The sequence below is a fragment of the Pseudomonas sp. LD120 genome, from assembly GCF_009861525.1.
Lineage (GTDB): Bacteria > Pseudomonadota > Gammaproteobacteria > Pseudomonadales > Pseudomonadaceae > Aquipseudomonas.
Map to the genome: position 1 here is coordinate 204,177 of NZ_WVHL01000003.1, position 26,805 is coordinate 230,981.

Consider the following 26,805-nt stretch of genomic DNA (forward strand, 5'->3'; position numbering starts at 1 on the left):
CTCCAGGCTAAGACTGCCATTGGCGCTCCTTATATCGACATTCTCCTGGCGGGTAAAAAAGATTTTTTCAATCGATCGATTGGCAAAATCAATGTTCAGTCAATCGTCAGAAGTCTTTTGCTTGTATTCGCACAGATCTTCGATTCGACAGGCTCCGCAGCGCGGCTTGCGGGCGAGGCACACATACCGACCGTGGAGGATCAGCCAGTGATGGGCGTCCAGCAAAAAGTCCTTGGGAACGAACTTCATCAGCTTCTTTTCAACGTCCACGACGTTCTTTCCCGGTGCCAGGCCGGTGCGATTGCTGACCCGGAAGATGTGGGTATCCACGGCCATGGTCAACTGGCGAAATGCTGTGTTGAGCACCACGTTGGCGGTCTTGCGGCCAACGCCGGGCAGTGCCTCCAGTGCTTCGCGGGTTTGGGGGACTTCGCCATTGTGGCGTTCCACCAGCAAGCGGCAGGTCTCGATGACGTTCTTTGCCTTGCTGTTGTACAGGCCAATGGTCTTGATGTACTCGGACAGACCTTCGACGCCCAAGGCATGAATGGCCGCTGGCGTATTGGCCACGGGGAAGAGTCTGGCGGTCGCCTTGTTGACCCCGACGTCGGTCGATTGCGCCGAGAGAATCACCGCGATCAGTAACTCGAACGGCGATGAATAGGCCAGTTCGGTTTTTGGTTCGGGGTTGTCTTCGTGAAGTCGGCGAAATATTTCCAGGCGTTTGGCGGCATTCATGGGGGGAGTCATTTCCTCGAAGACGGTCGGTTAATTGTCGAAGTGCTGGCCCAGGCCCGCTTCGCGGCCAATAGCAGGCCCAGCAGAATAAAGCCGCCGGGGGCCAGCGTCAGCAGGCGTAATCCACCCTGTGGTAGCAGCACCCAGCCACTGCTGTCATCAGGCACTCCGGCGAGCCAGCCCAGGTGGCTGCCCAGGGCGCCGGTGCCAAGCAGTTCACGCAATGCGCCAAGCACGATCAGGGTGCCACAGAACCCCGCCAACACACGCCACCGGGCACGCTGCTGGAACCAGCCCGCCTGTTCCAGGATCACGCATTGCAGGGGCAGCAGGCCCAGGTACAGGCTCAGTTGTTGGTGCAGCTCATAACTCCAGGCTTGCAGCGCCAGCCACAGGCAACTGCCGAGGCTGGCGCTGAGCAGCAAGCTGGCTAGCCATTGGCCACCAGCCTCAAGCCTTGGTCGCAGCAACCCCATGCCGCCGCCAAAGGTGCCGACCATCAGCCAGCCAGCCAGGGCCAAGCCGATGGCGGTGACCCAGGAGCTCGTCACCCCGATCAAAGGGGGCAACATCAACAGGCCCGGCCAAGCCAGCGGCTTATTCATGAGCGGCTCCGCTGAGTAACTGCGTGCGATGCTCATCGAAGTAACGCAAGGCGTCGTGCAGGGCGCTGATTACCGCGCGTGAAGTGATGGTGGCGCCAGCGATTTGATCGAACTGACCGTTGTCTTTCTTCAAGGCCCAGGCACTGTCTTGCGGTAGGTCGCGGGATTTGCCCGTAAAGCCTTGCAGCCAGGCACTGGGCCGCTCGGCGATGCGCGCTCCCAGTCCCGGGGTTTCGTCTTGTCTGAGGGTTTTACTGCCTAGCAGGCGTCCCTGGTTGTCGATTGCGATCAGCAGTTCGATAGGGCCGGCATATCCGGTGACCTGGCTACGCAACAGCAAGGCGCTGGGCTGGCCATTACGCATGGCCAGGTAACCATCCAGCAGGCGGCTATTACTCAGTTGCACGTTGGTCAGTGGCAGCGGGTGATCCAGGGGCTGGTTGTCGTAGCGCTCCGACGGCAGCACATCCAGCAGTTTACGTGCCTGTAGCGCGCGCTGTTCGGCGTCGATACGTGGGGCGCTGGCGTGCTGCAGTAAAAGGGTTGCACCGATTCCCAAGGCCCCAAGCGCCAGCAGTATAAGCAGGCTGCGCATTCCTTTCATGATCGGCGCACCTCATGTTTAGCCACACTAACCCGTTCCAGGGCCGGGACCGCCAGGTTCATCAACAGCACGGCGAAGGCGACGCCGTCGGGATAGCCGCCCCAGGTCCGGATCAGGTAGGTCAACAGGCCGACGCCGATGCCGAACAGCAGCCGGGCTTTGGCTGTTTTGGGGCCAGACACCGGTTCGGTGACGATAAAGAACGCCCCTAACATGCTAGCGCCGCTGAGTAGGTGAAACAGCGGTGAACCATGGGAGTCGGAGCCTGTGCCGTTCCAGCACAGCAGGCTGATGAACACTAGCGCTCCCAGCATGCCCACCGGTGCCTGCCAACTGATGACCCGTTGCTGCAGTAGAAACAGCCCGCCGGCGAGAAACCCCAGGTTGACCCATTCGACGCCTCGCCCGCCGAAGTGGCCGAAGGCGAGGTTGCCGGCAAAGAGTTCCTCGATGGTCAGGCTTTGGTTGATCCGCAGGCTGTCCAGCGCGGTGGCGTGGGCCCAGGCGTCCGGTCGCGGGGTGCCATCCAGGCCGAGGACCTGTTGCAGACCGCCCAGTAGGTCCAATGCGTGCGGCGCGGGCCAGTGCGTCATCGACTGTGGGAAACACAGCAAGGCCAGGGCGTACCCCAACATGGCTGGATTGAAGGGGTTCTGTCCGACCCCGCCAAACAGCTGTTTACCGAAGAAAATGGCGCTGGCCGCGGCACTCAGTGGCAGCCACCAGGGGCAATAGGGAGGTAGCGCCAGAGCCAGTAGGGTAGCGCTGACCAGCGCACTGCCGTCGCTGAGGGACGGTTGCACGGGACGTCGGCGAAGGCGCAGCACCAGGGCCTCCATGGCCAACGCAGCGCTGATCGCCAGCAGCAGGTTGAGCAACAGGCCCCAACCGTACAGCCACATAAGCATCAACAGACCGGGCAGCGTGGCCAGCAGCACTCGCTGCATGGCTTGGCGCAGGCGCGAGTCGACGGCCTCAGGAAGGGACATGGCTGTTTACCAGACGCTCGGCTTCAGCCACGCGCGCCTTGGCCTGGGCCAGTTGATCGGCGTTGCTGTTGGCCTGGCGCTGGAGTTTGCTCAGGTCGGCGCGGGCGTAAGCCAGTTCGGTTTTCAACTGCCGCAGGTGTGGATCAATCGGCCGTTTTTGTGTGCGCGTGAGCACTGGCGCCGGCTGCTCGCTGGCGGCTTCGGCGGCGTGTAAAGCCTGTTCGGCGGTGGCCAGCGCGGCAGCCAGGGCCGCCAACTCCGGCGGCGAAGCTTCTGCCGCCTGGGCTTTTTTCAATTCGGCGCGGCGCATTGCCAATTGGATCTTCGCCCGCTTGAGGTCGGCATCCTTGGTCACTGGCGCCGGGGCGGGCGGGGCTTGGACCTCCAACTGCGCCAGTGCCTGTTCGGCGGCGTCGAACTGCCGCTGCAAGACGACCAATTGCGACTGCTGCTCGAAGGTCGGGGGATGGCCGAAGGCTTTGAGTGACTTGTTCAACTGGGCGCGGCTCATGGCCAGTTCGATCTTGGCTTTTTTCAGCGCGGCGTCGGCGGCTGCGGCTTTTTGTGCGCGGACTCGCTCAATGGCGGCCTGGACCGGATTCAGGCTGTTCTCAGCGATTTGTGCTGTTGTTTGCGCGCGTGCTTGGCGTTCGGCCTGGCGGCGGACTTCTTCGCGTTGCAGCCGCGCATTGCGCTGTTCGAAGCGGCGTCGTGCCTGATCGCGCTTGCGGCTGCGGGCTTGCAGTTGCTCGGTGCTGTGGGCCAACCCGCCGACAATCGGCACCCCAGCGGCCTGCGGCAGCGCCAGCATGTCGATGCAGTCCACCGGGCAGGGCGCCACGCACAGGTCACAGCCGGTGCACTCAGCAATGAGTACGGTGTGCATCAATTTAGCCGCACCGACAATGGCGTCCACCGGACAGGCCTGGATGCACTTGGTGCAGCCGATGCATTCGGCCTCGCGGATGTACGCCACCTGGGCGGGAGCGTGGCCACGACCGTGATCCAGTTCCAGCACTGGCAGGGTGAGCAGTTGTGCCAGGGCGGCAATGGTTTCCTGGCCGCCGGGCGGGCATTTGTTGATGGCCTCGCCGTTGGCTATGCCTTGGGCATAGGGCCGACATCCCGGATGGCCGCACTTGCCGCATTGGGTTTGGGGCAGGAGGGCATCGATGCGTTGAATCAGACTCATGTGTTGAGCAGTCCGTTGAAGCCGAAAAACGCCACCGCCAGCAGGCCGGCGCTGATCAAGTCGAGCGGCAGGCCGCGCCAGGGCGCCGGAATATCGTTAGTGGAAATACGTTGGCGCAGATCACTGAACAGGCTCAGGACCAGCCAGAAACCCAGTCCTGCCCCCAGGCTCATGGCGCTCAAGGTCGCCAGATCGAGGCTCTCCCGAGTAGAAATCAACAGTAAACCGAGGGCACTGGCGTTGCCCAGCAGCAAGAGCCGCAGGCCATCGAACGGCAGTTTGGGCAAGGCCCGCGACAGCAGGCTCAGCACGGGCTTGATCAGCAGTGCGCTCAAGGGCAGCCACAGGAATAACTGCAGCGACTCCAGGCCCAATGGCACCAGCAGACCACGATAGAGAAGTTGCCCCAGCACGCAGCTGAGCAGCACCAACGCTGTTGTGGCCAGGCCCAGTGCGTGGATTCGCTGTCGCTCGGGCGTGACCGTGGCCTGGAGCAGCGGATCGACGGCCAAGGGCCACTGCAACACGAAGTTGTTGATCAGGGTGGTGCTGATAATGGCAAGCAGGAAGTGGGTCATGGTGAGGCCGGTGCGAGCAGGCAGTCCCTCAAGAGTAGGCAAACTCCCGCGCGGGCGCAGGGCTCGCCAGATATGCAAATCCCCCCGTTGCGCCTGGGCGCAACGGGGGGATGGGGTCCAGCGTGACGTTTTACTTGATCCGCTGGCCAGGCTTGGCACCGCTGTCGGGGCTTAACAGGTAGATCTCTTCACCACCAGGGCCGGCGGCCATCACCATGCCTTCGGAGATGCCGAATTTCATTTTTCGCGGTTTGAGGTTGGCGATCATCATGGTCAGGCGACCATCGAGCTTGGACGGGTCCGGGTAGGCACTCTTGATCCCGGAGAACACGTTGCGCTGTTCATCACCGATGTCCAGGGTCAGACGCAGCAGCTTGTCCGCGCCTTCCACGTGTTCTGCCTTGAGGATCAGCGCCACCCGTAGGTCGACGGCGGCGAAGGTGTCGAAGTCGATTTCCGGCGACAGCGGGTCCTTGGCCAGTTCGCCGTTGCCGGCTGGCGTGGCTGCACCGGTGTCGGTCTGGCTGGCGGTCAGGTCTTCTTTCGAGGCGTCGGTCATGGCTTGCACTTTTACTGGGTCGATCCGCGTCATCAGCGGCTTGAATGCGTTGAGCTGATGGTTGACCAGCCGTTGTTGGTGATCGTTCCAGGTCAGCGGCGCAACGTTGAGAAAGGCTTCGGCGTCCGCAGCCAGCAATGGCAGCACCGGCTTGAGGAAAATCACCAGTTGGCGGAACAGGTTGATGCCGGTGGCACAGATGGCCTGGACTTCATCCTGCTTGCCTTCCTGCTTGTTCAGCGACCACGGCGCCTTATCGGCGATCCAGGCGTTGGCGCGGTCGGCCAGGGCCATGATCTCGCGCATGGCACGGGCGAAGTCGCGGGCTTCATAGGCGTCGGCGATGCTTGGCGCGGCAGCCAGGAAGGCTTCGGTCAGCTCGGGGGCGGCGTTACTGTTCACCATCACGCCGGCATTGCCTTTGTGGATGAAACCGGCGCAACGGCTGGCGATGTTCACCACCTTGCCCACCAGGTCGGAGTTGACCTTCTGCACGAAGTCTTCGAGGTTCAGGTCCAAGTCGTCGACGCCACGCCCCAGCTTGGAGGCGTAGTAGTAGCGCAGGTATTCCGGCGACAGGTGCTCCAGGTAGGTGCGGGCCTTGATGAAGGTGCCCCGGGACTTGGACATCTTCTGGCCATTGACCGTCAGGTAGCCGTGGACGTTGATGCCGCTCGGCTTGCGGTAGCCGGCGCCGTCGAGCATGGCGGGCCAGAACAGGGCGTGGAAATTGACGATGTCCTTGCCGATGAAGTGGTACAGCTCCGCGCTGGAGTCCTTGCCCCAGAACGCATCGAAGTCCAGTTCCGAACGGCGCGCGCAGAGGTTCTTGAAGCTGGCCATGTAGCCGATCGGCGCGTCCAGCCACACGTAGAAGTACTTACCGGGCTCGTCCGGGATCTCGAAGCCGAAGTACGGCGCATCGCGGGAGATGTCCCACTGCTGCAGGCCGGCGTCCAGCCACTCGGCGATCTTGTTGGCCACAGCGTCTTGCAGGGTGCCGCTGCGGGTCCAGGTTTGCAGCATCTGCTGGAAGTCCGGCAGCTTGAAGAAGAAGTGCTGGGAATCCTTGAGCACCGGAGTGGCGCCGGAGATTGCCGACTTCGGATCCTTCAGATCGGTTGGCGCGTAAGTGGCGCCGCATTTTTCGCAGTTGTCGCCGTACTGGTCCTCAGTGCCGCATTTCGGGCAGGTGCCCTTGATGAAGCGGTCGGCCAGGAACATTTTCTTTTCCGGGTCGAAATACTGGGTGATGGAGCGCGTGGCGATGTGCCCGGCGTCGCGCAGCTTGAGGTAGATCTGGCTCGACAGCTCGCGGTTCTCTTCGGCGTGGGTCGAGTGGAAGTTGTCGAAGTCCACCAGGAAGTCGGCAAAGTCGGCACTGTGTTCGGCCTGGACGTTGGCGATCAGCTGTTCCGGGGTGATGCCTTCTTTTTCCGCGCGCAACATGATGGCCGAGCCGTGTGCGTCGTCGGCGCAGACATAGATGCATTGGTTGCCGCGATGCTTCTGAAAGCGCACCCACATGTCGGTCTGGATGTACTCAAGCATGTGGCCAAGGTGGATGGAACCATTGGCATAGGGCAGGGCGCTGGTGACGAGGATCTTGCGTGGCTCGGACATGGGGCTCGGCTACTTGATGAAACGGAGGTCGGCCACTATAAAGCGCTGGCGCGGATTTTTCATCTTTCGGCACCGATTGCGCGCAGCACGCTCCCTCGCCACGAAGGAGTCGCCGGCGTAGGATAGCCGGCTGATTTTCCAGTCTTGTTATCGGAGTTGCCCATGAGCGCCGTCAATCGCGCAGCGGTGGAAACCGTCCTTCGCCAATACACCGACCCTTATCTGAACCAGGACCCGGTCAGCGCCGGCTGTGTACGCGCCGTCGAGGTTCAGGGCGACCGGGTCCTGGTCCAGATGGAACTGGGCTATGCCGCCGGTCTGTTCAAGAGCGGCTGGGCGCAGATGCTGCAACTGGCCATCGAGGGCCTGGAGGGTGTGAGTTCGGCCAAGGTCGAGATCAACTGCGTCATTGCTGCGCACAAGGCCCAGGCGCAGATCCCGGGCCTGGCCAACGTCAAGAACGTGGTGGCGGTGGCGTCCGGCAAGGGCGGCGTGGGCAAGTCCACCACCGCCGCCAACCTGGCCCTGGCCCTGGCCCGGGAAGGCGCCAAGGTGGGGATTCTCGACGCCGATATCTACGGCCCGAGCCAGGGCATCATGTTCGGCATCGCCGAAGGCACTCGGCCGAAGATCAAGGACCAGAAATGGTTCGTGCCCATCGAGTCCCACGGGGTCGAGGTCATGTCGATGGCCTTTCTGACCGATGACAACACGCCGATGGTGTGGCGCGGTCCGATGGTCTCCGGTGCCCTGCTGCAACTGGTGACCCAGACCGACTGGGGCAACCTCGACTATCTGGTGATCGACATGCCGCCAGGCACTGGCGATATCCAGCTGACCCTGGCGCAGAAAGTCCCGGTGGCCGGCGCGCTGATTGTCACCACGCCCCAGGATCTGGCGCTGCTGGATGCACGCAAGGGCGTGGAGATGTTCCGCAAGGTCAACATCCCGGTGCTGGGGGTGGTGGAGAACATGGCGGTGCACATCTGCTCTAACTGCGGCCATGCCGAGCATCTGTTCGGCGAAGGTGGTGGCGAGAAGCTGGCCAGCCAGTACGCCGTCGAATTGCTGGCCTCGCTGCCGTTGTCGATGCTGATCCGCGAGCAGGCCGACGGCGGCAAGCCGACGGTGATTGCCGAACCCGACAGCCAGATCGCCATGGTCTACCAGGAACTGGCGCGGCACGTGGGCGCGCGCATTGTGCTGCAGGAAGCTGCCGCTCCGGCGATGCCCAACATCACCGTCAGCGACGACTGACAGTCGTCAGCGCCCTGCCCGCAGGATAAGAAAACCGATGCTCGCGCATCGGTTTTTTATGGGCTTGAGCTTTAGATGCGCAAGCCGCCGTCCATTTCCAGGACACGGCCGGTGTAGTAGTCGTTCTCGAAGATATAGGCCGCTGAATGGGCGATTTCTTCTGGCTTGCCCATGCGCTTGAGGGGGATGCCGGCGGTCATTTTGTCCAGCGCTTCGGGTTTCATGCCCAGGGTCATTTCGGTCTCGATGAACCCCGGTGCGATGCCCGCAACGCGGATGCCATAACGCGCCAGTTCCTTGGCCCAGGTCACGGTGGCTGCTGCCACGCCGGCCTTGGCTGCCGAGTAGTTGGTCTGGCCGATGTTGCCGGCGCGGGAAATCGACGAGATGTTGATGATCGCGCCGCTGTTGTTCAGCTCGACCATCTTTGCCGCCACCTCCCGGGTGCACAGGAACACACCGGTCAGGTTGACATCGATCACCGCCTGCCACTGGGCCAGGCTCATCTTGGTCATTTCGCCGTCCTTGACCTTGAGCAGGAGGCCGTCGCGCAGGATCCCGGCGTTGTTGATCAGGCCGTGGATGGCGCCAAAGTCCTCGGCGACCTGGGCCGCCATGTGGTTGACTTGCTCTTCATTAGCCACATTGCACACATAGGCACGGGCCTCGACGCCATGGGCCTTGCAGGCGGCGACAGCCTGGTCGAGCTTGTCCTGGTTCAGATCCACCAGGGCCAGCCTGGCACCTTTGGTGGCGAAATACTCGGCCATGGAGCGGCCCAGACCTTGGCAACCGCCGGTGATAATGATTACTTTGTCAGTGAGTTGCATTCGCATGTCTCGCTAGCAGGTCTTGAGGGGTGGTCCTTTTGGGGAAACCTCGGCCGGCTGCCGGATCTGGTCTGGCTGCAGATGAGAATTGCCCGTCGGCGTAGCTGGAACAATGCACCAGGCGCCCGTCCGTTTTCGACGGATTCTACAGGAGGAGTCATAAAGTGAGCGTTGATGCTGCCAAGAATGCACGAGAATTGCTGCTCAAGGAATATCGCGGCGTGTTGTCGACGCACTCCAAAGCCATGCCGGGCTTTCCCTTCGGCTCGGTGGTGCCTTACTGCTTGGACGCTGAGGGACGGCCGCTGATTCTCATCAGCCGCATCGCTCAGCACACCCACAATTTGCACAAAGATGCCAAATGCTCGCTGTTGGTCGGCGAGCGCGATGCCGATGACGTGCAGGCGGTGGGGCGCCTGACTTACCTGGCAGAGGCGGAGAAACTCAACGGCGAAGCCGTAATCGAGGTCGCGGCTGAGCGCTACTACCGCTACTTTCCCGAATCGCAGAACTACCATAAAGCCCATGATTTTGATTTCTGGGTGCTCAAGCCGGTACGTCATCGGTACATCGGTGGTTTTGGGGCCATCCACTGGATCGATCAACTGACCCTGGCCAATCCTTTCGCCGGCAAGGCCGAATTGAGCATGGTGGAGCACATGAACAGCGACCATGCCAAGGCCATTGCTCATTACGTCGAACTGACCGGGCTACCCAACGGTGAGCCGGCGAAAATGGCCGGGATCGATCCCGAAGGCATGCACTTGCGCATTGGCCAGGCGCTGTACTGGCTGGCATTTCCAGGCCCATGCAACACGCCGACACAAGTACGCGAAGCCCTGGTTTTTCTGGCTCACGCTGATCAGTGGCCGAAAAATCCACCCGCCGATGCTTGAATTCACGAATGGGCGACGTCATTTACGGTCTACTGGAAGGCATTCTTCCGCAGAGGAAACCATTTGATGCGCCCTTTTCTGTTGCTCTTTTTGCTGTTCCCGGTGCTTGAGTTGTTCGTCTTCGTCAGGGTCAGTGCGGCCATCGGGTTTTTCCCGGCCCTGCTGCTGATCATTCTCGGGTCGATGCTCGGAGTGCTGGTGTTGCGCGTGGCCGGTCTGGCCACGGCACTGCGTGCTCGTGAAAGTCTCAATCGCGGCGAGTTGCCGGCCCAGCAAATGCTCGAAGGGCTGATGCTGGCACTGGGCGGCGGTCTGTTGATCCTGCCGGGCTTTATCAGTGATGCGTTCGGCCTGCTGATGCTGCTGCCGATCAGCCGTCGCCTGCTGGCCAACAAAATGCGTCAACGTGCCGAGCAGCAGGCGCAGCGCCAACGTGCCTTTGCCGATGATATGCGCGCCGCTCGTGGTGGCCCGGCGCCGCAGCAGCCGGTGGGCCGCGAGCCCAACGTGATTGAAGGTGAGTTCGAACACCGCGATCCATAAGTATCGGGCACAGCTTCACGGCACCTTCGGGTGCCGTGTTTGATTTAAGTGCAGGCGATGTAAAAAAAATCATCACCCAGCCCTTGTAATAACCTTGTGCGCCCTTATGTAACGGTCACCGCAAGGTTTCTGGTGCTGACACCAGACAGACTTCCGCGGCTCGCTGGTCGAGTCGCACCCGGCAAAGCCGGATTTGTTAACCCGCCGGTATCGACACCGGCCGTTGAAAACCACAATTAGGAGAGATCGACAATGAAGCTTCGTCCTCTGCATGACCGCGTCGTCATCCGTCGCAGCGAAGAAGAATCGAAAACTGCCGGCGGTATCGTTCTGCCTGGTTCGGCTGCTGAAAAACCTAACCGTGGCGAAATCGTCGCGGTAGGTACCGGCCGTGTGCTGGACAACGGTGAAGTACGTGCGCTGGCCGTGAAAGTGGGTGACAAAGTGGTGTTTGGCCCGTACTCCGGCAGCAACACCGTGAAAGTCGATGGCGAAGATCTGCTGGTAATGGCCGAGAACGAGATTCTCGCTGTTATCGAAGGCTGATTTCCCACGTATTTTCCCGCTACTACACAGTATTTAAGGAATATCGATCATGGCTGCTAAAGAAGTTAAATTCGGCGATTCCGCCCGCAAGAAAATGCTCACCGGCGTCAACGTCCTGGCTGATGCAGTAAAAGCGACCCTGGGCCCGAAAGGCCGTAACGTGATCATCGAGAAGAGCTTCGGCGCTCCGACCATCACCAAGGACGGCGTTTCCGTAGCCAAAGAAATCGAGCTCAAAGATCGCTTCGAAAACATGGGCGCGCAGCTGGTCAAAGACGTTGCCTCCCGCGCTAACGATGACGCTGGCGACGGCACCACCACCGCTACCGTTCTGGCTCAGTCGATCGTCAACGAAGGCCTGAAAGCCGTCGCTGCCGGCATGAACCCGATGGACCTCAAACGCGGTATCGACAAGGCCACCATCGCCATCGTCAAAGAGCTGAAAGGTCTGTCCAAGCCTTGCGCTGATTCGCGCGCTATCGCTCAGGTCGGCACCATCTCCGCCAACTCCGACAGCTCCATCGGCGACATCATTGCCGAAGCCATGGAAAAAGTCGGTAAAGAAGGCGTGATCACCGTTGAAGAAGGCTCGGGCCTGGAAAACGAACTGTCTGTCGTAGAAGGCATGCAATTCGACCGCGGCTACCTGTCCCCTTACTTCATCAACAAGCCGGACACCATGGTCGCCGAGCTCGACGGCCCGCTGATCCTGCTGGTGGACAAGAAGATCTCCAACATCCGCGAAATGCTGCCTGTGCTGGAAGCCGTTGCCAAAGCCGGCCGTCCACTGCTGATCGTGGCTGAAGACGTTGAAGGCGAAGCCCTGGCGACGCTGGTTGTGAACAACATGCGTGGCATCGTCAAAGTCGCTGCCGTCAAGGCACCAGGCTTCGGCGACCGTCGCAAGGCCATGCTGCAGGACATCGCCGTTCTGACCGGCGGTACCGTGATCTCCGAAGAGATCGGCCTGAGCCTGGAAAGCACCACCCTGGAGCACCTGGGTAACGCCAAGCGCGTGATCCTGTCCAAAGAAAACACCACCATCATCGACGGTGCTGGCGTTGAAGCGGACATCCAGGCTCGTGTGACCCAGATCCGTCAACAAGTCGCCGACACTTCGTCCGACTACGACCGTGAAAAACTGCAAGAGCGCCTGGCCAAGCTGTCCGGCGGCGTTGCAGTGATCAAGGTTGGCGCGGGTTCCGAAGTTGAAATGAAAGAGAAGAAAGCCCGCGTTGAAGACGCCCTGCACGCGACCCGTGCAGCCGTTGAAGAAGGCGTGGTTCCTGGCGGTGGCGTGGCCCTGATCCGTGCTCTGCAAGGCATCAACGATCTGAAAGGCGACAACGCCGATCAGGACGTGGGTATCGCTGTTCTGCGTCGCGCTATCGAAGCGCCACTGCGTCAGATCGTTGCCAACTCCGGTGACGAGCCAAGCGTAGTCGTGGACAAGGTCAAGCAGGGTGCTGGTAACTTCGGTTACAACGCTGCCACCAGCGAATACGGCGACATGATCGAAATGGGCATCCTGGACCCAACCAAGGTGACCCGTTCCGCGCTGCAAGCTGCTTCGTCCATCGGCGGTCTGATCCTGACCACCGAGGCCGCTGTTGCCGAAATCGTGGAAGACAAGCCTGCAGCTGGCGGCATGCCAGACATGGGCGGCATGGGTGGCATGGGCGGCATGATGTAAGCCAGCCTCACCCCCTGTACTAAAAAACCCGCCGGTGAAAACCGGCGGGTTTTTTTCTGCCTGGAGAAATGCACTTGGAGCGCTTGCACCTTCGCGGGCAAGCGCTCGGTCCTGGGCGAGCTCGTTTGCCCGGTATTGGCCTAGCGCACGCTGAGCTCCACGGCCTGGGCCTTGGGCGCTTTCCAGCTCAGCAGCTGTTGCTTGAAGCCATAACTGGCGCTTTGGTAGTAGCTGATGCCGCGTTGAATCAATGGGTCGCTATCATCCACTCGGAATTCCCGACTGGCGGCCAGTGCCTGGTCATGCCGACGCAGACCTTGGCGCGGACTGAGAATCGCCAGGTTCTGGCCATCGAACAGCCCCAGGTGCTGGTAGTTGCCCAGCAGCACGCGGGGAGGCAGCGGGTTGTCCTGCAACAGGTTGCGACCGAAGAAGGTCGACTCGTAGTCCAGGTTCAACAGCCCCAGCAACGTCGGTGCCAGGTCGATCTGACTGGCCAGTTGCGCACTTTCACGTGCTGGGATCAGCTTGGGCGCATAGATGAACAGCGGGATCTGATAGTTGCGGATGGGCAGGTCTTCCTTGCCCGCGCTACCGGCCGTGTGATCGGCGACGAACACAAAAATTGTATTGTCGAACCAGGGTTTCTGCCGCGCGGCCTTGAGGAACTGGCCAATCGCGTAGTCGGTATATTTCACCGCGCCGTCACGCCCGTTGCCGGATTTGATATCGATACGGCCGTTGGGATAGGTGTACGGACGGTGGTTGGAGGTGGTCATCAGTTGTAGCAAAAACGGGCGCTGTTGGGCGTAGTCGGCGTCCGCCAGCTTCAGCGTCTGGGCATAGAGGTCTTCGTCGGCCATGCCCCAGGCATTCTTGAAGTGGATCTCGGACTCTTCGACGCTGCTTTGGTCTACCACCCGGTAGCCGTTGCCGCTGAAGAAGGCATTCATGTTGTCGAAGTAACCGCGTCCGCCATAGACGAACACGCTGTCGTAGCCCACGGCATGCAGCTGCTGGCCAAGGCTTGCGAAGCCGCTTTCGCGACCAATGCGCTTGACGATGGAGCGTCCTGGCGTTGGCGGGATCGCCAGGGTGATGGCTTCCAGGCCGCGGTCGGTGCGGGTGCCGGTGGCGTAGAAGTTATTGAAGTACAGGCTCTGTGCGCGCAACGCATCCAGGTTGGGCGTCAGGTTGCGGTCGTCGCCGTTGCTGCCCATGTACTTGGCGCTGAAGCTTTCTATGGTCACCAGGACGATATTGGGTGTACGCGGGGTCCCGGGGTTGTCGATAGCGCGGCGGATGTCCAGCGGGTCCTGGCCAATGAAGTGGGCATTGGGCTCGTTCAGCTCGGCGCGCATCTGGCGGGCCACCACCTCGGCGGGCAGGCTGCGATAGAACTGTTGGTAGTCCAGTTCATTATTGCGAAAGGCGGCGAAGAATTGATACGGACCATTGCTCGCCAGCTCATTCTGATAGGCGTTGCCGCCTTGGGCTCGAGGGCTGTCCTGGCTCAGCAGTTGCAAGCTGGCGCCAGCCAACAGGAGCAATCCCAGGGCACCCATCAGGCGGCCGCGCGGGGCGGGCAGCGGGGCATCCATGGCGGCTTGTACGGGCTTGCGCAACAACAGGCTGAGCATCAATGCCGCCAGGGCCAGCAGGCTCATGAGTAAACCGATCGGGTAGGACTCGAGGATGTTGTTCAAAACCTCGTCGGAATACACCAGGTAGTCGACGGCGATGAAGTTGAAACGCACGCCGAACTCATCCCAGAACAACCATTCCGCCACGGCGGTGAAAAGCATGGCAAACAGGCTCAGGCTGAACAGGCCCTGCAACAGCCAGCGGTATCCGCGTCGGCGCCACAGGGCGGGAGGGCAAAGCAGCAGGCAGAGGCCCAGGGGCAGGGCGGCGTAGGCCAGGAAACCCAGGTCATAGAGCAGCCCGACACCGAACAGGGGGAGCCAGCCGCTACCGGCTTCATCGAGGTGGGTGAGCAGCAAAATGCCACGGGTCAGAAGGAAAATCGCCAGCCAGGTGCTGGTCAACAGCAGCACAAAGCGCGCTGGAGCGGTCTTGAGAAGGTCCATCAGGGGGTGTTCCTTGGGGGGGCAAACGGTCCGCAGTCTGAGGTTGTCCCTGTAGTCGGCTTGTGAACCTGTAGTGAAAATATTGTTAAGCCCCGCCACTTGGGAAATGTCATCCAGGCGCCGTCCGACAAGGCTGGCGGCGAGCCGGACTTGGCCTTAAGCTGCGCGTGCCAAGACGGCGGTAACTGTGTACAGAGAGAGTGCCGATGCGAATTCTATTGGTTGAAGACAACCGCGATATTCTCGCCAACCTAGCTGATTACCTGGGGCTCAAGGGGTATACCGTCGACTGCGCCCAGGATGGTCTGTCGGGGTTGCACCTGGCCGCCACCGAGCATTACGACCTGATCGTGCTGGACATCATGCTGCCGGGAATCGACGGCTACACCCTGTGCAAGCGCTTGCGTGAAGACGCCCGGCGTGACACGCCAGTGATCATGCTCACCGCTCGCGACCAACTGGACGACCGGCTTCAGGGGTTCAAATCCGGGGCCGACGATTACCTGATCAAGCCTTTTGCCCTCTCGGAGCTGGCCGCGCGTATCGAGGCGGTCATGCGCCGCTCTCAGGGCGGCGGTCGCCGGGCGTTGCAGGTTGGCGACCTGAGTTATGACCTGGACACCCTCGAAGTGACCCGCGAGGGTCGGCTGCTCAAGCTCAACCCCGTGGGCCTCAAACTGTTGGCGGTGCTGATGCAGAAGAGCCCTCATGTACTGCGTCGGGAAGTCCTCGAAGAAGCCCTGTGGGGCGATGATTGCCCGGACAGTGACAGCCTGCGCAGTCACGTTCACCAATTGCGCCAAGTGATCGACAAGCCCTTTGCCAAGCCGCTGCTGCACACGGTGCACGGGGTTGGCTACCGCTTGGCCGAGGGCCGAGATGGAGTTTAAGCAAAGCCTTGCCCAGCGCATCATCATTGCCTTTGCGCTGATGAGCGCGTTGGTGGCGGGCACGTTCGCCATGGGCATCGTAGCCACCGTGCACCTGGTGGAAGAGAAACTCATCTCCGCTGGCCTGGGCGGGGATCTGCAGCGCCTGCTGCTGATGGATAACGTTGCTGACTGGAGCCACCGTCCCGAGCCCGACCAATTGTTCTATTACAGCGGTGGGCCGGGTGATTTCGAGTTGCCGAAAGATCTGCGTCATCTGGACCCGGGCTTCCATGAAGTGTTTCGCGAGCAGTTGTCCTATCACGCCATGGTCGAAGTGGTGGATGGCCGGCGTTATGTGCTGCTGCAGGATCAGAGCGATTTCGAAGAACGTGAGCGAGTGCTATTCGCCGTGGTGCTGGTGGGCTTTTTCCTCAGCCTGGCGCTGGCGGTCTTCCTGGGTTGGATCCTTGCGCGCCGGGTGATGGCACCGGTGGTGCGCTTGGCCCGACAAGTGCGTCACCGCGATCAGTTGCTGGGACTGGCACCCCCGTTGGCACCCGATTATGCGGCGGATGAAGTGGGTGAGCTGGCTGTCGCCTTCGACGCCACCTTGGGGCGTCTGCGTCAGGCATTGAGTCGTGAGCGGCTGTTCACCAGCGACGTGAGTCATGAGCTGCGCACGCCGTTGATGGTGTTGGCCTCCTCCTGTGAGCTGCTGCTGGAAAACCCCGGACTGGACCTGCGCGGCCGGGCTCAGGTCGAACGCATTGCCCGTGCCTGTGAGGAAATGCGGGAGTTGGTGCAAACCTTCCTGATGTTGGCGCGGGCCCAGCGGGAGGACGCCAGCATGTCGCCGCAACTGACGCTGCGTCAGGCTGCCGATGACTTGATCGGGGTGTGGAGCGATGCCATCAACGCCAAGGGAATCGAGCTGATCTTCGAACCCGGTCAGCCGGGTGAGGCCCTGTATAACGCGACCTTCCTGCATGCGGTGATGGGCAACCTGTTGCGCAATGCCTTGCACTACACCGAACAGGGTTTTATCCGCTTGAGCCTCCAAGTGGATGGGTTTGTCGTGGAAGACAGCGGCGTGGGGATTCCTGAGGAAAAACGCGAGGCGATGTTCCAGCCCTTCGTACGCGGTGATGAAAAACGTGGCGAAGGCTTGGGCTTGGGCCTGTCCCTGGTGCAGCGTATTTGCGAGAACCAGGGTTGGAGCGTCAGCCTCAGCACCATGACCCCTAATGGCTGTCGTTTTCACGTGCAGCTGCAAGCGGCCAAGCCCTGACTGCATATGCCTGACCCTGTTTCGCAGGGCCTGTTGCCTGTCGATTTTTTTCTCAAGTGGCCCGAGGCCACTGTCTGCGCACTGTAAAACGCTGAAATATTTCTACGTGGGCCAGTACGAAGTTTTCACAAAGGGATGACCTGTCGCTGACATGCCGCTGCCTAAGGTGGGGGCATCAGTTACGGGAGACTTTGATGATGGCTAAACCAATCAAGCTGGAATTCTCCGACAAGTACGATGCCCAGCATGCTCAGGAATATTGGCTCAAGCACCAGGATGGTCTGGCGCGGCGCTTGTCTCATTGGCGTGATGAACAGCTCGCCCGTACCGCGCTGGCGTCGGTGGGCGAGCCGGGTCTGGTTCTGGATCTGCCGTGCGGTGCCGGGCGTTTCTGGCCGTTGCTGGCGGAGAAGGCCAATCGCGTAATTATCGGCGCCGATAATTCGGCGGCTATGCTCAACACCGCCATAGTGGCGCAACCGGCCGATGTGGTGAAACGGGTACGACCCTTGCAGACGTCGGCGTTTGCCATTGATTTGCCGGATAACGCTGTGGACTGCATTTTCTCCATGCGCTTGCTGCACCACATTGGTCAGGCCGAGCACCGGATGGCGCTGTTACGTGAGTTTCAACGGGTGAGCCGTGATAGCGTGATCATTTCGTTGTGGGTCGATGGCAATTTCAAGGCCTGGAAACGCAAGCGCATGGAGCGTGAGCGATTGTCCGAAGGTGGGCAGGAGGGTTACCAGAATCGTTTCGTGTTACCGGCGGCTACGGTCGAAGAAGAATTCAGGCAAGCCGGTTTTCGTGTTCAGGAGCACCTGGACTTCTTTCCGCTCTACGCCATGTGGCGAGTTTACGTATTACGCAAGAGGTAAAAGGATGGCTGTTGAATGTGCTTCGGAGATGGATGCCGCGCCCACAGATCGCTTTGAGTACTTCTGGAATATACAAGGTGAGTGGGTCGAGGAGCCCAACCAGCGTCGAGGCGGAGAGAGCGGCGTACAACGAATTCTGAGCACCAGCGGTCGCCTGCTCTACGCCAAGCGACAGACAGGTCATATTTATCGCAGTTGGCGCCATCCCTTGGGGCGACCGACGGCTTTACGTGAACAGGACGCGATCATGGGGCTGCGGTTGCTCGATGTCGAAGTACCGGAGTTGGTGTTCTGTGGTTCCCGGCGAGATTCTCAGAGCCACTGGCAAGCCTTGTTGGTCACCGCAGCCCTGGATGGCTTTGTGGAGATCGACGCCTGGTATGCCGCCGGTGAGCGTGAACGGCAGGGCGAAGCGCTTCACGATCGCGTGTTGCAAGCACTGGCGGGGACCCTGGCGCGCATGCACAAGGGTCGCTGGCAGCATGGCTGCCTCTACGCCAAGCATGTGTTCGTGCGGGTGGACGGTGAGGGTGACACAGCCCAGGTGAGGATCGCCTTGCTGGATTTCGAGAAGTGCCGCCAGCGCTTGAGCAGTCAACGGGCCGCTGCCCATGATCTCAAGCAACTGCGCCGCCACTCGTCGTGGAGTGAGACGGACTGGCGAAAGCTCTACTATTTTTATACAACGGTGTTTGGCAGCCCCATCAAAGGTTTATAGCGATGAAGCTAGAAATTGCACGAGGTTTGTTCCTGGCAGGAGCCTTGGCAGTTGCTTCCTTGGCCGTGGTTGTCTGGGAGGAGCCGCGAACGCAGGTGCTCAGTGCCGCCCAAGGCGATCATTGTCCATTGCCGCGAGTGGCGAAAGCCTCGGCGGTGGCCAGGCCCGACCATGATTTGCTGTTGTTCATGTTCGGTATGACCCAGGGCTTGAAACCTCAGAGTTGAGACGTTGGCCCCATCACCAGAAGGCCTCGCATTGCGAGGTCTTGTTTTGTCCGAGGTTCACGCGTCCTGTTTGGCCAGCAGTGTGTAGATGCAGGGCAGGACGAACAGGGTGAACAGCGTGCCGATGGACATACCGGTGGCGATGACCATGCCGATGTCAAAGCGGCTCACCGCTCCGGCACCGCTGGCGAGGATCAGTGGCACCATGCCAAAGACCATCGCCGCAGTGGTCATCAACACCGGGCGCAGACGGATCGCCGCAGCCTCTTCAACTGCCGCCCGTGGGCTCAGGCCTTTGTCCCGGCGTAGCTGGTTGGCGAATTCGACGATCAGGATCCCGTGCTTGCTGATCAGGCCAATCAGTGTCACCAGGCCGACCTGAGTGTAGATGTTCATGCTCGACCAGCCGAGAAACAGTGGGATCAGGGCTCCACAAATCGACAACGGTACCGTCACCAGGATCACCACCGGGTCACGGAAGCTCTCGAACTGCGCCGCCAGGACCAGGAAAATGATGGCCAAGGCCAGGCCGAAGGTTACCCACAAGGCATTGCCCTCCTGAACGTATTGGCGTGCGGCGGCGGCGTAGTCGAAGGCGTAACCGGCGGGGGCCTCTTGCGCGGCGATCTGCGTCATGGTGTCGATGGCCTCGCCCATGCTGACAATGGGCACGCCAGAGAGGGTCGCGGCGTTGAGCTGCTGGAACTGGTTCAACTGTCGCGGGCGGGCGCGGTCGCTGATGGTGATCAGCGTCGACAGTGGCAAGGATTCGCCTTTGTTGTTTTTTACGTAGTAATTGTTCAGCCAGCCAGGGTTGTCACGGTAGGCGCGCTCTACCTGGGCGATCACCTTGTAGCTGCGTCCATCGATGGTGAAACGGTTGATTTCCGCTTCTCCGAGCAAGGTTGCCAGGGTGCCTCCCAACTCTTGCATCGTCACCCCCATCTGCGCTGCTTTGGCGCGGTCGATGTCCACCACGACTTCGGGTTTGTCAAAGGCCAGGTCGATGTCGACAAAGGCAAACTTGCCGGACGCCATCGCGCGCTGCTTCACCCGGTTGGCCACCTCCAGCAGTGACTCGTAGTCGTTGGGGGTGTTGATCACGAAAGCGAAGGGCAGGCCCTCCCCGGTACCGGGCAAGGCCGGCAGGTTGAAACCGAAGACTTGCAGCCCGGCGATGCCCGACAGCTTGCTCTGGACTTCTGGGAGGATTTCCATCTGGGTTCTCTGACGCTGGTTCCAGGGCTTGAGCAGGAAGCCACCGATGCCTGATTGCACGCCGCTGAACCCGTTGATCTGGAACGATGAGTAGTACTCCGGGAACGCCTTGAAAATCGTCAGAAACTCATCGGTGTAGGCATTCAGGTAATTCAGGTTGGCCGGTTGCGGCGCCGTGGCCAGCATGAAAATAATGCCCTGGTCTTCATCCGGTGCCAGCTCTGCCTTGGTGAATTTCAGTAGCAGCGGAATCAGGCACAGCACGATCAGTGCAAACACCAGGACCACCGGGCGGGTATCCAGAGTGCTTCGGAGCAGGCGTTGGTAGCGCTGTTTGAGGCCATCGAAAATCCGGTCCAGGCGGTGCGCCAGGCCGCTGGGGTTTTCGTCGTGGCGCAGCAACAGGGCACACATCATCGGTGACAGGGTCAGGGCGACGATCCCGGAAATCACCACGGCCCCGGCCAGCGTCAGGGCGAACTCCTTGAACAACGCCCCGGTCAGCCCCTGAAGAAAACCGATGGGGGCGTACACCGCCGCCAGGGTGATGGTCATCGACACCACTGGCATGGCTATTTCCCGGGCTCCCTCGAGGGCGGCATCCAGCGGCGTCTTGCCCTCCTCGATGTGCCGGTGGATGTTCTCCACCACCACGATCGCATCGTCCACCACCAGGCCGATCGCCAGAACCATCGCCAGCAGGGTCAGCAGGTTGATCGAGTAGCCCATCATTTGCATGAAGAACATCACGCCGATCATCGACAGTGGAATGGTGACCACCGGGATCACCACTGAACGCAAGGCACCGAGGAACAGGAACACCACGACGATCACGATCAGCACGGCCTCGAACAGGGTCTTTACCACCTCGTCGATAGACGCCTGGATAAACAGCGTGGCGTCGTAGGCAATAGCCGATTTGAGGTTCGGCGGCAATTGCGCCTCAAGCTCCGGGAGGAGCTTGCGCACCTCCTTGATCACCTCCAGCGGATTGGCGCCGGGGGTGGCCTTGATACCGATATAGACCGAAGGCACGCCGCCGAAGGAACTGATGGCGTTGTAGTTTTCCGCGCCCATTTCCACGCGCGCCACATCCCTGAGCAGTACCCGGCTGTCGCCGTCGATTTTCAGGGGAATGGCGGCAAACGCCTCGGCGGATTTCAGCTCTGTGTTGGCGTTGATGCTGGTGACTACATATTCGCCCTTGACCTCGCCGGCGGCGGACAGAAAGTTGTACTGGCGCACCGCGTTGCTCACGTCGCTGGCCGAGAGGCCGTAGCCGGCCAGTTTCACTGGGTCCAGCCACAGCCGCATGGCGAATACCTGGTTGCCAAGAATCTCCGCTTCGGCCATGCCCGGCAGGGTGGCCAGCTTGGGCTGGATGACGCGCGACAGGTAATCGGTGATCTGCGGATTGCTCAGTTGCGGGCTGGAGAAGCTGATGTACATCAGCGCGGAGGCGTCGGCGGCCTCCTTGCTCAGCACTGGGTCTTCGGCCTGCTGGGGCAGTTTGTTCTTGACTTCGTTGGCCTTGGCCAGCAGCTCGGTGAACAAACGGTCGCTGTTGGAGCCGATCCGCGCGTAGATCGAGATCACCGAGAAGTTCTGCCGGCTGACCGAGGTCATGTAGTCGATGCCCTCGGCGCTGGCCAGGCTCTGCTGCATGGGCTGGGTGATGTAGCCCTGAATGGTTTCGGCGTTGGCCCCGGGGTAGGCGGTGGTGACCGTGATCAGAGCGTTTTCCAGTTGCGGGTACTGGCGCAAGGGCAGCTTGCTCCAGGCCTGAAACCCCAGCAGCACTATCAGCAGGCTGACCACAGTGGCGAGCACCGGACGGCGAATGAACGGATCGGTAAAGGCCATGGAGATTCCTTGATCAGTCGGCGCTGGACGCGCTGTTCGGCTGAGCCGGCTGCAACTTGTCCGCAGTGGGGCTGATGTGGGCGCCATTATCCAGCTTGATCTGGCCGGCGCTGACCACTTGTTCGCCCTTTCTCAGTCCCTTGTTGATCAGCACCAGGCCGTCGTGGTGGTCGCCGGTTTCGACGAAGCGCCGTTCGGCGATCAGCAGAGGTTGGCCCAGGTGGTCTTTTTCCAGGCTGCCGTCGGCGGCTTTCTTCTGTGCCACCACGTACACCGAATTGCCGTAGAGGGTGTAGGTAATGGCGCTTTCCGGTACCACGACCTTGAGTTGCGGGTTGGGTAGCAGCACTTGCAGGTCGGCGAACATGCCTGGCAACAAGCGGCCTTCCGGGTTGGCCAGGGTGGCGCGCACCAGGACGTTGCGTGTGCTGCTTTCGACCTTGGGGTTGATGGCGCTGAGGGTGCCTGGGAACAGCTGCCCGGGGAAGGCGTCGACGCTGACGTGTACTGTCTGCCCGAGGCCGATTTGCGGCACCGACTGCTCGGGAATGTAGAAGTCCACATACAGGCTGCTCAGGTCTTGCAGGGTGGCGATCACCGTACCGCTGGCCAGAAAGTCGCCGATGTCGACCTGACGAATACCGATGGTGCCACTGAACGGCGCGTTGATGCGTTTTTTCGCCAGTGAGGCCTTGAGCTGGTTGACGGTGGCCTTGTCCTTTTGCAGTTGCGCGGAAAGCCGGTCGTATTCGCCTTTGGAAATGGCCTGGCTGCCCACCAGTTGGCGGCCGCGTCCAAAATCCAGCTGGGCCAGTCCGAGGTCGGCTTCAGCGGTTTGCAGCAGGGCGCGTTCCACCGCGCTGTCCAGGGCCAGTAACGGCTGGCCAAGCTTGACCTCCTGCCCAGACTCGAAGTGCAGCTCCTTGACCGTACCGGCGACCTCCAGGCTGAGGTCGATCCCTTGCAGGGCCTTGAGGGTGCCGATGCTGGGCAGGCGACTCTGCCACAGTCTTTCGTCGGCAGTGATGACCGCGACACTGATGGGGGGCTTGGGGGCCGCGAAGACCTGGACCATTGTGTAGATCGAGAATGCCTTATAGCCGGCCAGTAACAGCACGACCAACAGAACCATACCCAACATGATCAGCATGCGGCGACGCAGCATATTCCGTTTCCTTGGAAGGCCCAGGATAACCAGTCCGCTAGACATTACTCCGAGTCACGGGGCGATTCCAGACGAGCGTCCTGCCATCTGGCGCCGTGCCCGGCGCTCTCGCACCGGGCGGCAGGCTTCAGATCAGGTGAAGATGGTTGTCCCAGAGCCCGGCAGGCAGGTCCAGGGGCTGGGCCACAATTGACGTCTGGCGGCAGTCGTAGAAGCGGCAACGGCCCTGTCCCGAGGTCACCACGAAGCCATCGGCCACTGCGCCGACGCCGGCACAGTCAGGCAGTGGCGCGTCGACCCGCACCGCACCGCTGTCCAGGTCCCAGATGAAAAAGCGATTGCCCCGTGGGGCGGTCAGGGCCACCAGCCGCAGGTCACTGTGCACCGCGACGCTGGCGGTGTAGTGCCCCATGGCTTGCAACTGCTGCTCGGGCACCGGGAAAGCCTCGAACGGCTGACCCGGCCGCTTGATGGCCAGTAACTGCGAAGACTCGTGGGCCGCGCCCATGAACTGTTGGCCGGTGACGATGGTGCCGTCGCTGGCAATGCCCATGTGGCGCACGCTGTTCATCGGCTGGGCCAGGGTTTCCTTGCTCAGCAGAGTGCCGTCGCGCTGCATCAGCACCAGGCTGGGTTCCATGGCGTTGAGGTTCATCTCCACCCGGCTTTCCGCTTCAGTGCGAATACCGCCGTTGGCCACCACCAGGGTTTCGCCATTCGGCATCCACGACACCTGATGCGGGCCGATGCCGTGGGTCGACAGCTCGCCCTTGTGCACCAGGCGCTCACCTTCAAAGCGATAGACACCCAGCAGGCCACGCCCCGGGTCACGGGTGTCGTTCTCGGTGGTATACAGCCACTGGCCGTCCTTGTGGATCACCGCGTGGCCATAGAAATGCCGGTCGGGTTGCGACACCAGCGTCTGCAGCAGAGCACCGTCGCGCAGATCGATCAGGTAGCTTTCGGTGCCCGGTCGCCGGGCGACGAACAGTGCGATCGGCAGGTGCGGGTGATTGATGATGTCGTGGCAACGCTGACCGACCTGGGTGGCAAACACCTGTTGACCGTCCAGTTGATAACCGACGGCGTAGTGCTTGCCATCAGCATCGTCCCTGGCCGACAGCAGCAAGGGCTGTTTGCCCTTTTGCTTGAACAGCGTCCAGCCGCCCAAGGTCACCGCGCTGAGCAGCAGGCTGCCCAGTGCTAAAGCCTGACGTCGCAGCATCATCAGTCACCGTCGTTGGCATTGAAGCCCAGTTGAATACCCAGCGCTTTGGCCAGCTCGCCTTCGTGCAGGCGGTGGACCACGTTGAGGCTGTCATAGAGATCGTTGAGTTGCTGGCGCCCAGCATCGTCGGCGAGCATTTCGGTCAGCGAGCGTTGGGTGCTGGCAAACAGCTTCAGTGACGCGGCGTAGGCGGCGTCGATCTTGTCGGCCAGAGGCTTCTGATCGGCGGGCAGCAGGCCTCGCAAGCCCTGGTTGTCGACCCCGGCCCACACAGTCTGGGCGGCGCTGAGGCTGGCCTCCAGGCCTGGCAGGGACGACTGGCTGCGCCAGGCATCAGCCTGGAATGGTTGGGGGATACCCTTGGTCTGACGGCCCATCGGCGTACCGAGTTTCTTCTTCAACGTGTCCAGCGCCGTGACTTGAGCCCGCAGTAGGTCGGCGATGGCTTCATGGGAGTCGGCGTAGCGCTGGTTGGGGAACTTGCTCATCTGCGCGAGCATGCCGTCAGTGGTGTTCCAGCTCGCCAGAATCTCTTCGGCCAGGTGTTTCTGGCGTTCACCAATAGCCGTCAGCAGGGGGCAGTAGCGGGCTTTCTGCGCACTGTCGGCCATGTCGATCTTGCTGTCGAAGAGGATGTATTCGTAGGCTGACAGGCCCTGTACCACAACGCTGGATTTGGCCAGGCTGGCGGCGTCGATGGGGGCGGTGGCGGTGACTAACTGCTCGACCTGGCGACCCACCAGGTTCTTCTTGTCGGGCCAGAACTGCACCTGCCAGGAACGGTTGCCTTCGGCCAGCGGGCCGATCAGCAGCGGCTGCAGTTCGGCCCAGGCTTTTTGCGCGTGGAGGAAATCAGCCCGGGCGGTGTCCAGGCTTTGCTTGCCTTCGCAGAAGGCCAGGGCGCTGATGGCCAACTGGCGGTCGGCATCGACCCAGCGACTGTACGTTGGCAGGATCACCTGCTTGGCGATGGCCGCCGATGTAACGGCTTGTGGGTCCTGTGGCGAACAGGCGCCCAGGGCGAGTGCGGCAAGGCTGGTGAACAACAGTTTGGGGCGGAACATGTTCGGGCTCCCTTTATTGTGGAGAAAGCAGATGGGTCGAGCGTTATAGAGAATTCAGGAAGGCCAGCAACGCCGCGCGTTGCTGGGCATCGAAGTTCAGCACCTGTTGTTTGGCCTCTTCCGCCTCACCGCCGTGCCAGAGCACGGCTTCCATCAGGTTGCGAGCGCGACCGTCATGCAGGAACTGGGTATGGCCGCTGACCGTTTCGGTCAGGCCGATGCCCCACAGTGGCGCGGTTCGCCAGTCACGACCGCTGGCCTTGAATTCGGTGCGGTGGTCGGCCAGACCTTCGCCCATGTCATGCAGCAGCAGGTCGCTATAGGGGCGAATCAATTGGTTGGCCAATTCAGGCTCCGCGGCATTGGCAGCGGTGGTGAAGCTTGGCGTGTGGCAGGCCTGGCAACCGGTCTGGAAAAACAGGTTCTTGCCCGCCAGCACGGGCGGCGAGTCAACGTCACGACGCGCCGGCACTGCCAGGTTGCGGGTGTAGAACAACACCAGGCGCAGGATGTTGTCGCTGACTTCCGGTTCGCCGTCCGGGCCATTGCCGTTGGGGGCCTGTCGGCAGGCGGTCTGGGTGTCGGTGCAGTCATCAAAGGGCCTTAGGCTTGTGGTCAGGCCCATATCACCAGAAAACGCGTGAACATTTTGTTGATTGAGGTTGGGTTGCCCGGCCTTCCAGCCAAAACGCCCGAGCACGGTTTTTTGCTGGGCATCATCCCAGACCCAATTGGGGCGTCCGGCAACAGCGTTTTGAGCCCCCTTAGCCGGTTTGGCGTTGGCCAGGATCGCCTCTTCGGGAATGGCTTCAAGCAACCCCAGGCCGATCATCGCTGGCGCGACCCGGGCCGAGAATCGAGTGTCCGGGTGCATCGGGCCGTAACCCAGGTCAGTAATCTGCAGCGTTGGCTTGCGCAGCTCGACCAAGGTGCCGTCCTTGAAACGCACGGGCACTGTCTCGTAGTCCACCCGCACGCGCCCTTCGGGGGGAACCCCGGGAACGGCCATGTCTTGCAACTGGCCGCCATACACCGGCTCTGGCAGCACGCCGACTTGCTCGATGAGCCTGGCGAAGGCCGGATCATCCGGGATCGACAGACGCACCAGCATCGACACGGCGTTCAGCGCATCCGGCGTCGGCGGATGACCGCGTCCGTCCTTGATGTGACAGTTCTGGCAGGCATTGGTATTGAACAGTGGACCCAGGCCATCACGGGCAGTGGTGGTGGAAGGGGCAATCACCCAGGGACTGCGGAAAAAACTGTTGCCCACGCTGAAGTCCAGGCGACGGGTCGGTGGCAGGTTGGCCGAGGGGAGGGAGAAGGCATTGCGATCAGCTTTGTTGACGGTGGTCGCACCGCCGGCGCGGGCTTCGCCAGGTTCGGCCTGGGTAAAGCGCGGAGCATCGTTGCAGGCACTCAGGCTCAAGGCGAAGACCAGAGCGGACCAGCGGATCAGCAACGAAAGCATCGGACATCCTGCAAGACGAGCAAAATAAGGGCGCAAAGTCTAACAGGGTGATGAAGTTTGAATAAGAGGA

General features: G+C 61.2%; 24 protein-coding genes. 10 read left to right on the plus strand and 14 right to left on the minus strand.

Annotated features, from left to right (window positions below; all coding sequences use genetic code 11):
- Positions 1-99: 99 nt before the first annotated feature.
- The 7 genes from nth to metG all read right to left on the minus strand — a co-directional run bounded on the left by nth (position 100) and on the right by metG (position 6,888).
- Complete coding sequence (gene nth / locus PLD_RS07140; protein ID WP_159891198.1) at positions 100-738, minus strand: endonuclease III; 639 nt, start codon at positions 736-738, stop codon at positions 100-102.
- Positions 739-746: 8 nt separating this feature from the next.
- Positions 747-1,343, minus strand: coding sequence for an Rnf-Nqr domain containing protein (locus PLD_RS07145; protein ID WP_159891200.1), 597 nt, complete (start codon positions 1,341-1,343; stop codon positions 747-749).
- The gene (locus PLD_RS07150; RefSeq protein ID WP_159891201.1) at positions 1,336-1,947 is read right to left on the minus strand and encodes an RnfABCDGE type electron transport complex subunit G; all 612 of its coding nucleotides are present in this window, start codon (positions 1,945-1,947) and stop codon (positions 1,336-1,338) included. Before PLD_RS07150 ends, PLD_RS07145 begins: the two co-directional genes overlap by 8 nt.
- The gene (locus tag PLD_RS07155) at positions 1,944-2,936 is read right to left on the minus strand and encodes an RnfABCDGE type electron transport complex subunit D (protein ID WP_159891203.1); all 993 of its coding nucleotides are present in this window, start codon (positions 2,934-2,936) and stop codon (positions 1,944-1,946) included. Before PLD_RS07155 ends, PLD_RS07150 begins: the two co-directional genes overlap by 4 nt.
- Positions 2,923-4,128, minus strand: coding sequence for an electron transport complex subunit RsxB (rsxB, locus tag PLD_RS07160; RefSeq protein ID WP_159891205.1), 1,206 nt, complete (start codon positions 4,126-4,128; stop codon positions 2,923-2,925). The genes PLD_RS07155 and rsxB overlap by 14 nt, the downstream gene beginning before the upstream one ends.
- Entirely contained in the window at positions 4,125-4,706 is a 582-nt protein-coding gene (locus PLD_RS07165) for an Rnf-Nqr domain containing protein (RefSeq protein WP_159891207.1), read from the minus strand. Before PLD_RS07165 ends, rsxB begins: the two co-directional genes overlap by 4 nt.
- A 130-nt stretch (positions 4,707-4,836) precedes the next feature.
- Positions 4,837-6,888 carry a methionine--tRNA ligase gene (gene metG, locus PLD_RS07170; protein WP_159891209.1) on the minus strand — a complete coding sequence of 684 codons (2,052 nt, stop codon included), beginning with the start codon at positions 6,886-6,888 and terminating at the stop codon, positions 4,837-4,839.
- 162 nt (positions 6,889-7,050) lie between these two features.
- Between metG and apbC the strand changes: the two genes are divergently transcribed.
- Positions 7,051-8,145: an iron-sulfur cluster carrier protein ApbC gene (gene apbC / locus PLD_RS07175; protein WP_159891211.1), complete on the plus strand. Its 1,095-nt coding sequence runs from the start codon at positions 7,051-7,053 to the stop codon at positions 8,143-8,145.
- Positions 8,146-8,216: 71 nt separating this feature from the next.
- On the opposite strand, the gene PLD_RS07180 is transcribed toward apbC, so the two are convergent.
- Positions 8,217-8,975 (minus strand): SDR family oxidoreductase, encoded by a 759-nt coding sequence (locus PLD_RS07180; protein ID WP_159891213.1) that lies wholly within the window; start codon positions 8,973-8,975, stop codon positions 8,217-8,219.
- 164 nt (positions 8,976-9,139) lie between these two features.
- Between PLD_RS07180 and PLD_RS07185 the strand changes: the two genes are divergently transcribed.
- The 4 genes from PLD_RS07185 to groL all read left to right on the plus strand — a co-directional run bounded on the left by PLD_RS07185 (position 9,140) and on the right by groL (position 12,653).
- On the plus strand, positions 9,140-9,871 hold the full coding sequence (locus PLD_RS07185; protein WP_159891215.1) for a HugZ family protein: 732 nt from the start codon (positions 9,140-9,142) through the stop codon (positions 9,869-9,871).
- Positions 9,872-9,937: 66 nt separating this feature from the next.
- Positions 9,938-10,414 carry an FxsA family protein gene (locus PLD_RS07190; RefSeq protein WP_159891217.1) on the plus strand — a complete coding sequence of 159 codons (477 nt, stop codon included), beginning with the start codon at positions 9,938-9,940 and terminating at the stop codon, positions 10,412-10,414.
- Positions 10,415-10,666: 252 nt separating this feature from the next.
- Positions 10,667-10,960, plus strand: a complete 294-nt coding sequence (locus tag PLD_RS07195; protein ID WP_011063093.1) for a co-chaperone GroES — start codon at positions 10,667-10,669, stop codon at positions 10,958-10,960.
- A 49-nt stretch (positions 10,961-11,009) separates the two neighbouring features.
- Positions 11,010-12,653 (plus strand): chaperonin GroEL, encoded by a 1,644-nt coding sequence (groL, locus tag PLD_RS07200; protein WP_159891219.1) that lies wholly within the window; start codon positions 11,010-11,012, stop codon positions 12,651-12,653.
- 140 nt (positions 12,654-12,793) lie between these two features.
- On the opposite strand, the gene PLD_RS07205 is transcribed toward groL, so the two are convergent.
- Complete coding sequence (locus tag PLD_RS07205) at positions 12,794-14,743, minus strand: LTA synthase family protein (RefSeq protein ID WP_159891221.1); 1,950 nt, start codon at positions 14,741-14,743, stop codon at positions 12,794-12,796.
- Between the two features lie 206 nt (positions 14,744-14,949).
- Here PLD_RS07205 and colR point away from each other — a divergent pair, with 206 nt between their 5' ends.
- The 5 genes from colR (at position 14,950) to PLD_RS07230 (ending at position 18,726) form a co-directional block, all read left to right on the plus strand.
- Positions 14,950-15,633 carry a two-component system response regulator ColR gene (colR, locus tag PLD_RS07210; RefSeq protein ID WP_159891223.1) on the plus strand — a complete coding sequence of 228 codons (684 nt, stop codon included), beginning with the start codon at positions 14,950-14,952 and terminating at the stop codon, positions 15,631-15,633.
- Entirely contained in the window at positions 15,623-16,903 is a 1,281-nt protein-coding gene (locus PLD_RS07215; RefSeq protein WP_159891225.1) for a HAMP domain-containing sensor histidine kinase, read from the plus strand. Before colR ends, PLD_RS07215 begins: the two co-directional genes overlap by 11 nt.
- A gap of 197 nt (positions 16,904-17,100) precedes the next feature.
- Positions 17,101-17,781, plus strand: coding sequence for a class I SAM-dependent methyltransferase (locus PLD_RS07220; protein ID WP_159893428.1), 681 nt, complete (start codon positions 17,101-17,103; stop codon positions 17,779-17,781).
- A 4-nt stretch (positions 17,782-17,785) separates the two neighbouring features.
- Positions 17,786-18,499, plus strand: a complete 714-nt coding sequence (locus tag PLD_RS07225; RefSeq protein WP_159891227.1) for a lipopolysaccharide kinase InaA family protein — start codon at positions 17,786-17,788, stop codon at positions 18,497-18,499.
- A gap of 2 nt (positions 18,500-18,501) precedes the next feature.
- A complete protein-coding gene (locus PLD_RS07230) occupies positions 18,502-18,726 on the plus strand; it encodes a hypothetical protein (RefSeq protein WP_159891229.1) in 225 nt (74 codons plus the stop codon).
- A 57-nt stretch (positions 18,727-18,783) separates the two neighbouring features.
- Here the strand turns inward: PLD_RS07230 and PLD_RS07235 are convergent, their stop codons facing one another.
- The 5 genes from PLD_RS07235 to PLD_RS07255 form a co-directional block, all read right to left on the minus strand.
- On the minus strand, positions 18,784-21,807 hold the full coding sequence (locus PLD_RS07235; RefSeq protein ID WP_159891231.1) for a multidrug efflux RND transporter permease subunit: 3,024 nt from the start codon (positions 21,805-21,807) through the stop codon (positions 18,784-18,786).
- A gap of 13 nt (positions 21,808-21,820) precedes the next feature.
- Positions 21,821-22,972, minus strand: coding sequence for an efflux RND transporter periplasmic adaptor subunit (locus PLD_RS07240; protein ID WP_159891233.1), 1,152 nt, complete (start codon positions 22,970-22,972; stop codon positions 21,821-21,823).
- A gap of 127 nt (positions 22,973-23,099) precedes the next feature.
- Entirely contained in the window at positions 23,100-24,197 is a 1,098-nt protein-coding gene (locus tag PLD_RS07245; RefSeq protein ID WP_159893430.1) for a DUF1513 domain-containing protein, read from the minus strand.
- A gap of 2 nt (positions 24,198-24,199) precedes the next feature.
- Entirely contained in the window at positions 24,200-25,264 is a 1,065-nt protein-coding gene (locus PLD_RS07250; protein ID WP_159891235.1) for an imelysin family protein, read from the minus strand.
- Positions 25,265-25,307: 43 nt separating this feature from the next.
- Entirely contained in the window at positions 25,308-26,735 is a 1,428-nt protein-coding gene (locus PLD_RS07255; protein WP_159891237.1) for a di-heme oxidoredictase family protein, read from the minus strand.
- Positions 26,736-26,805 lie beyond the last annotated feature (70 nt).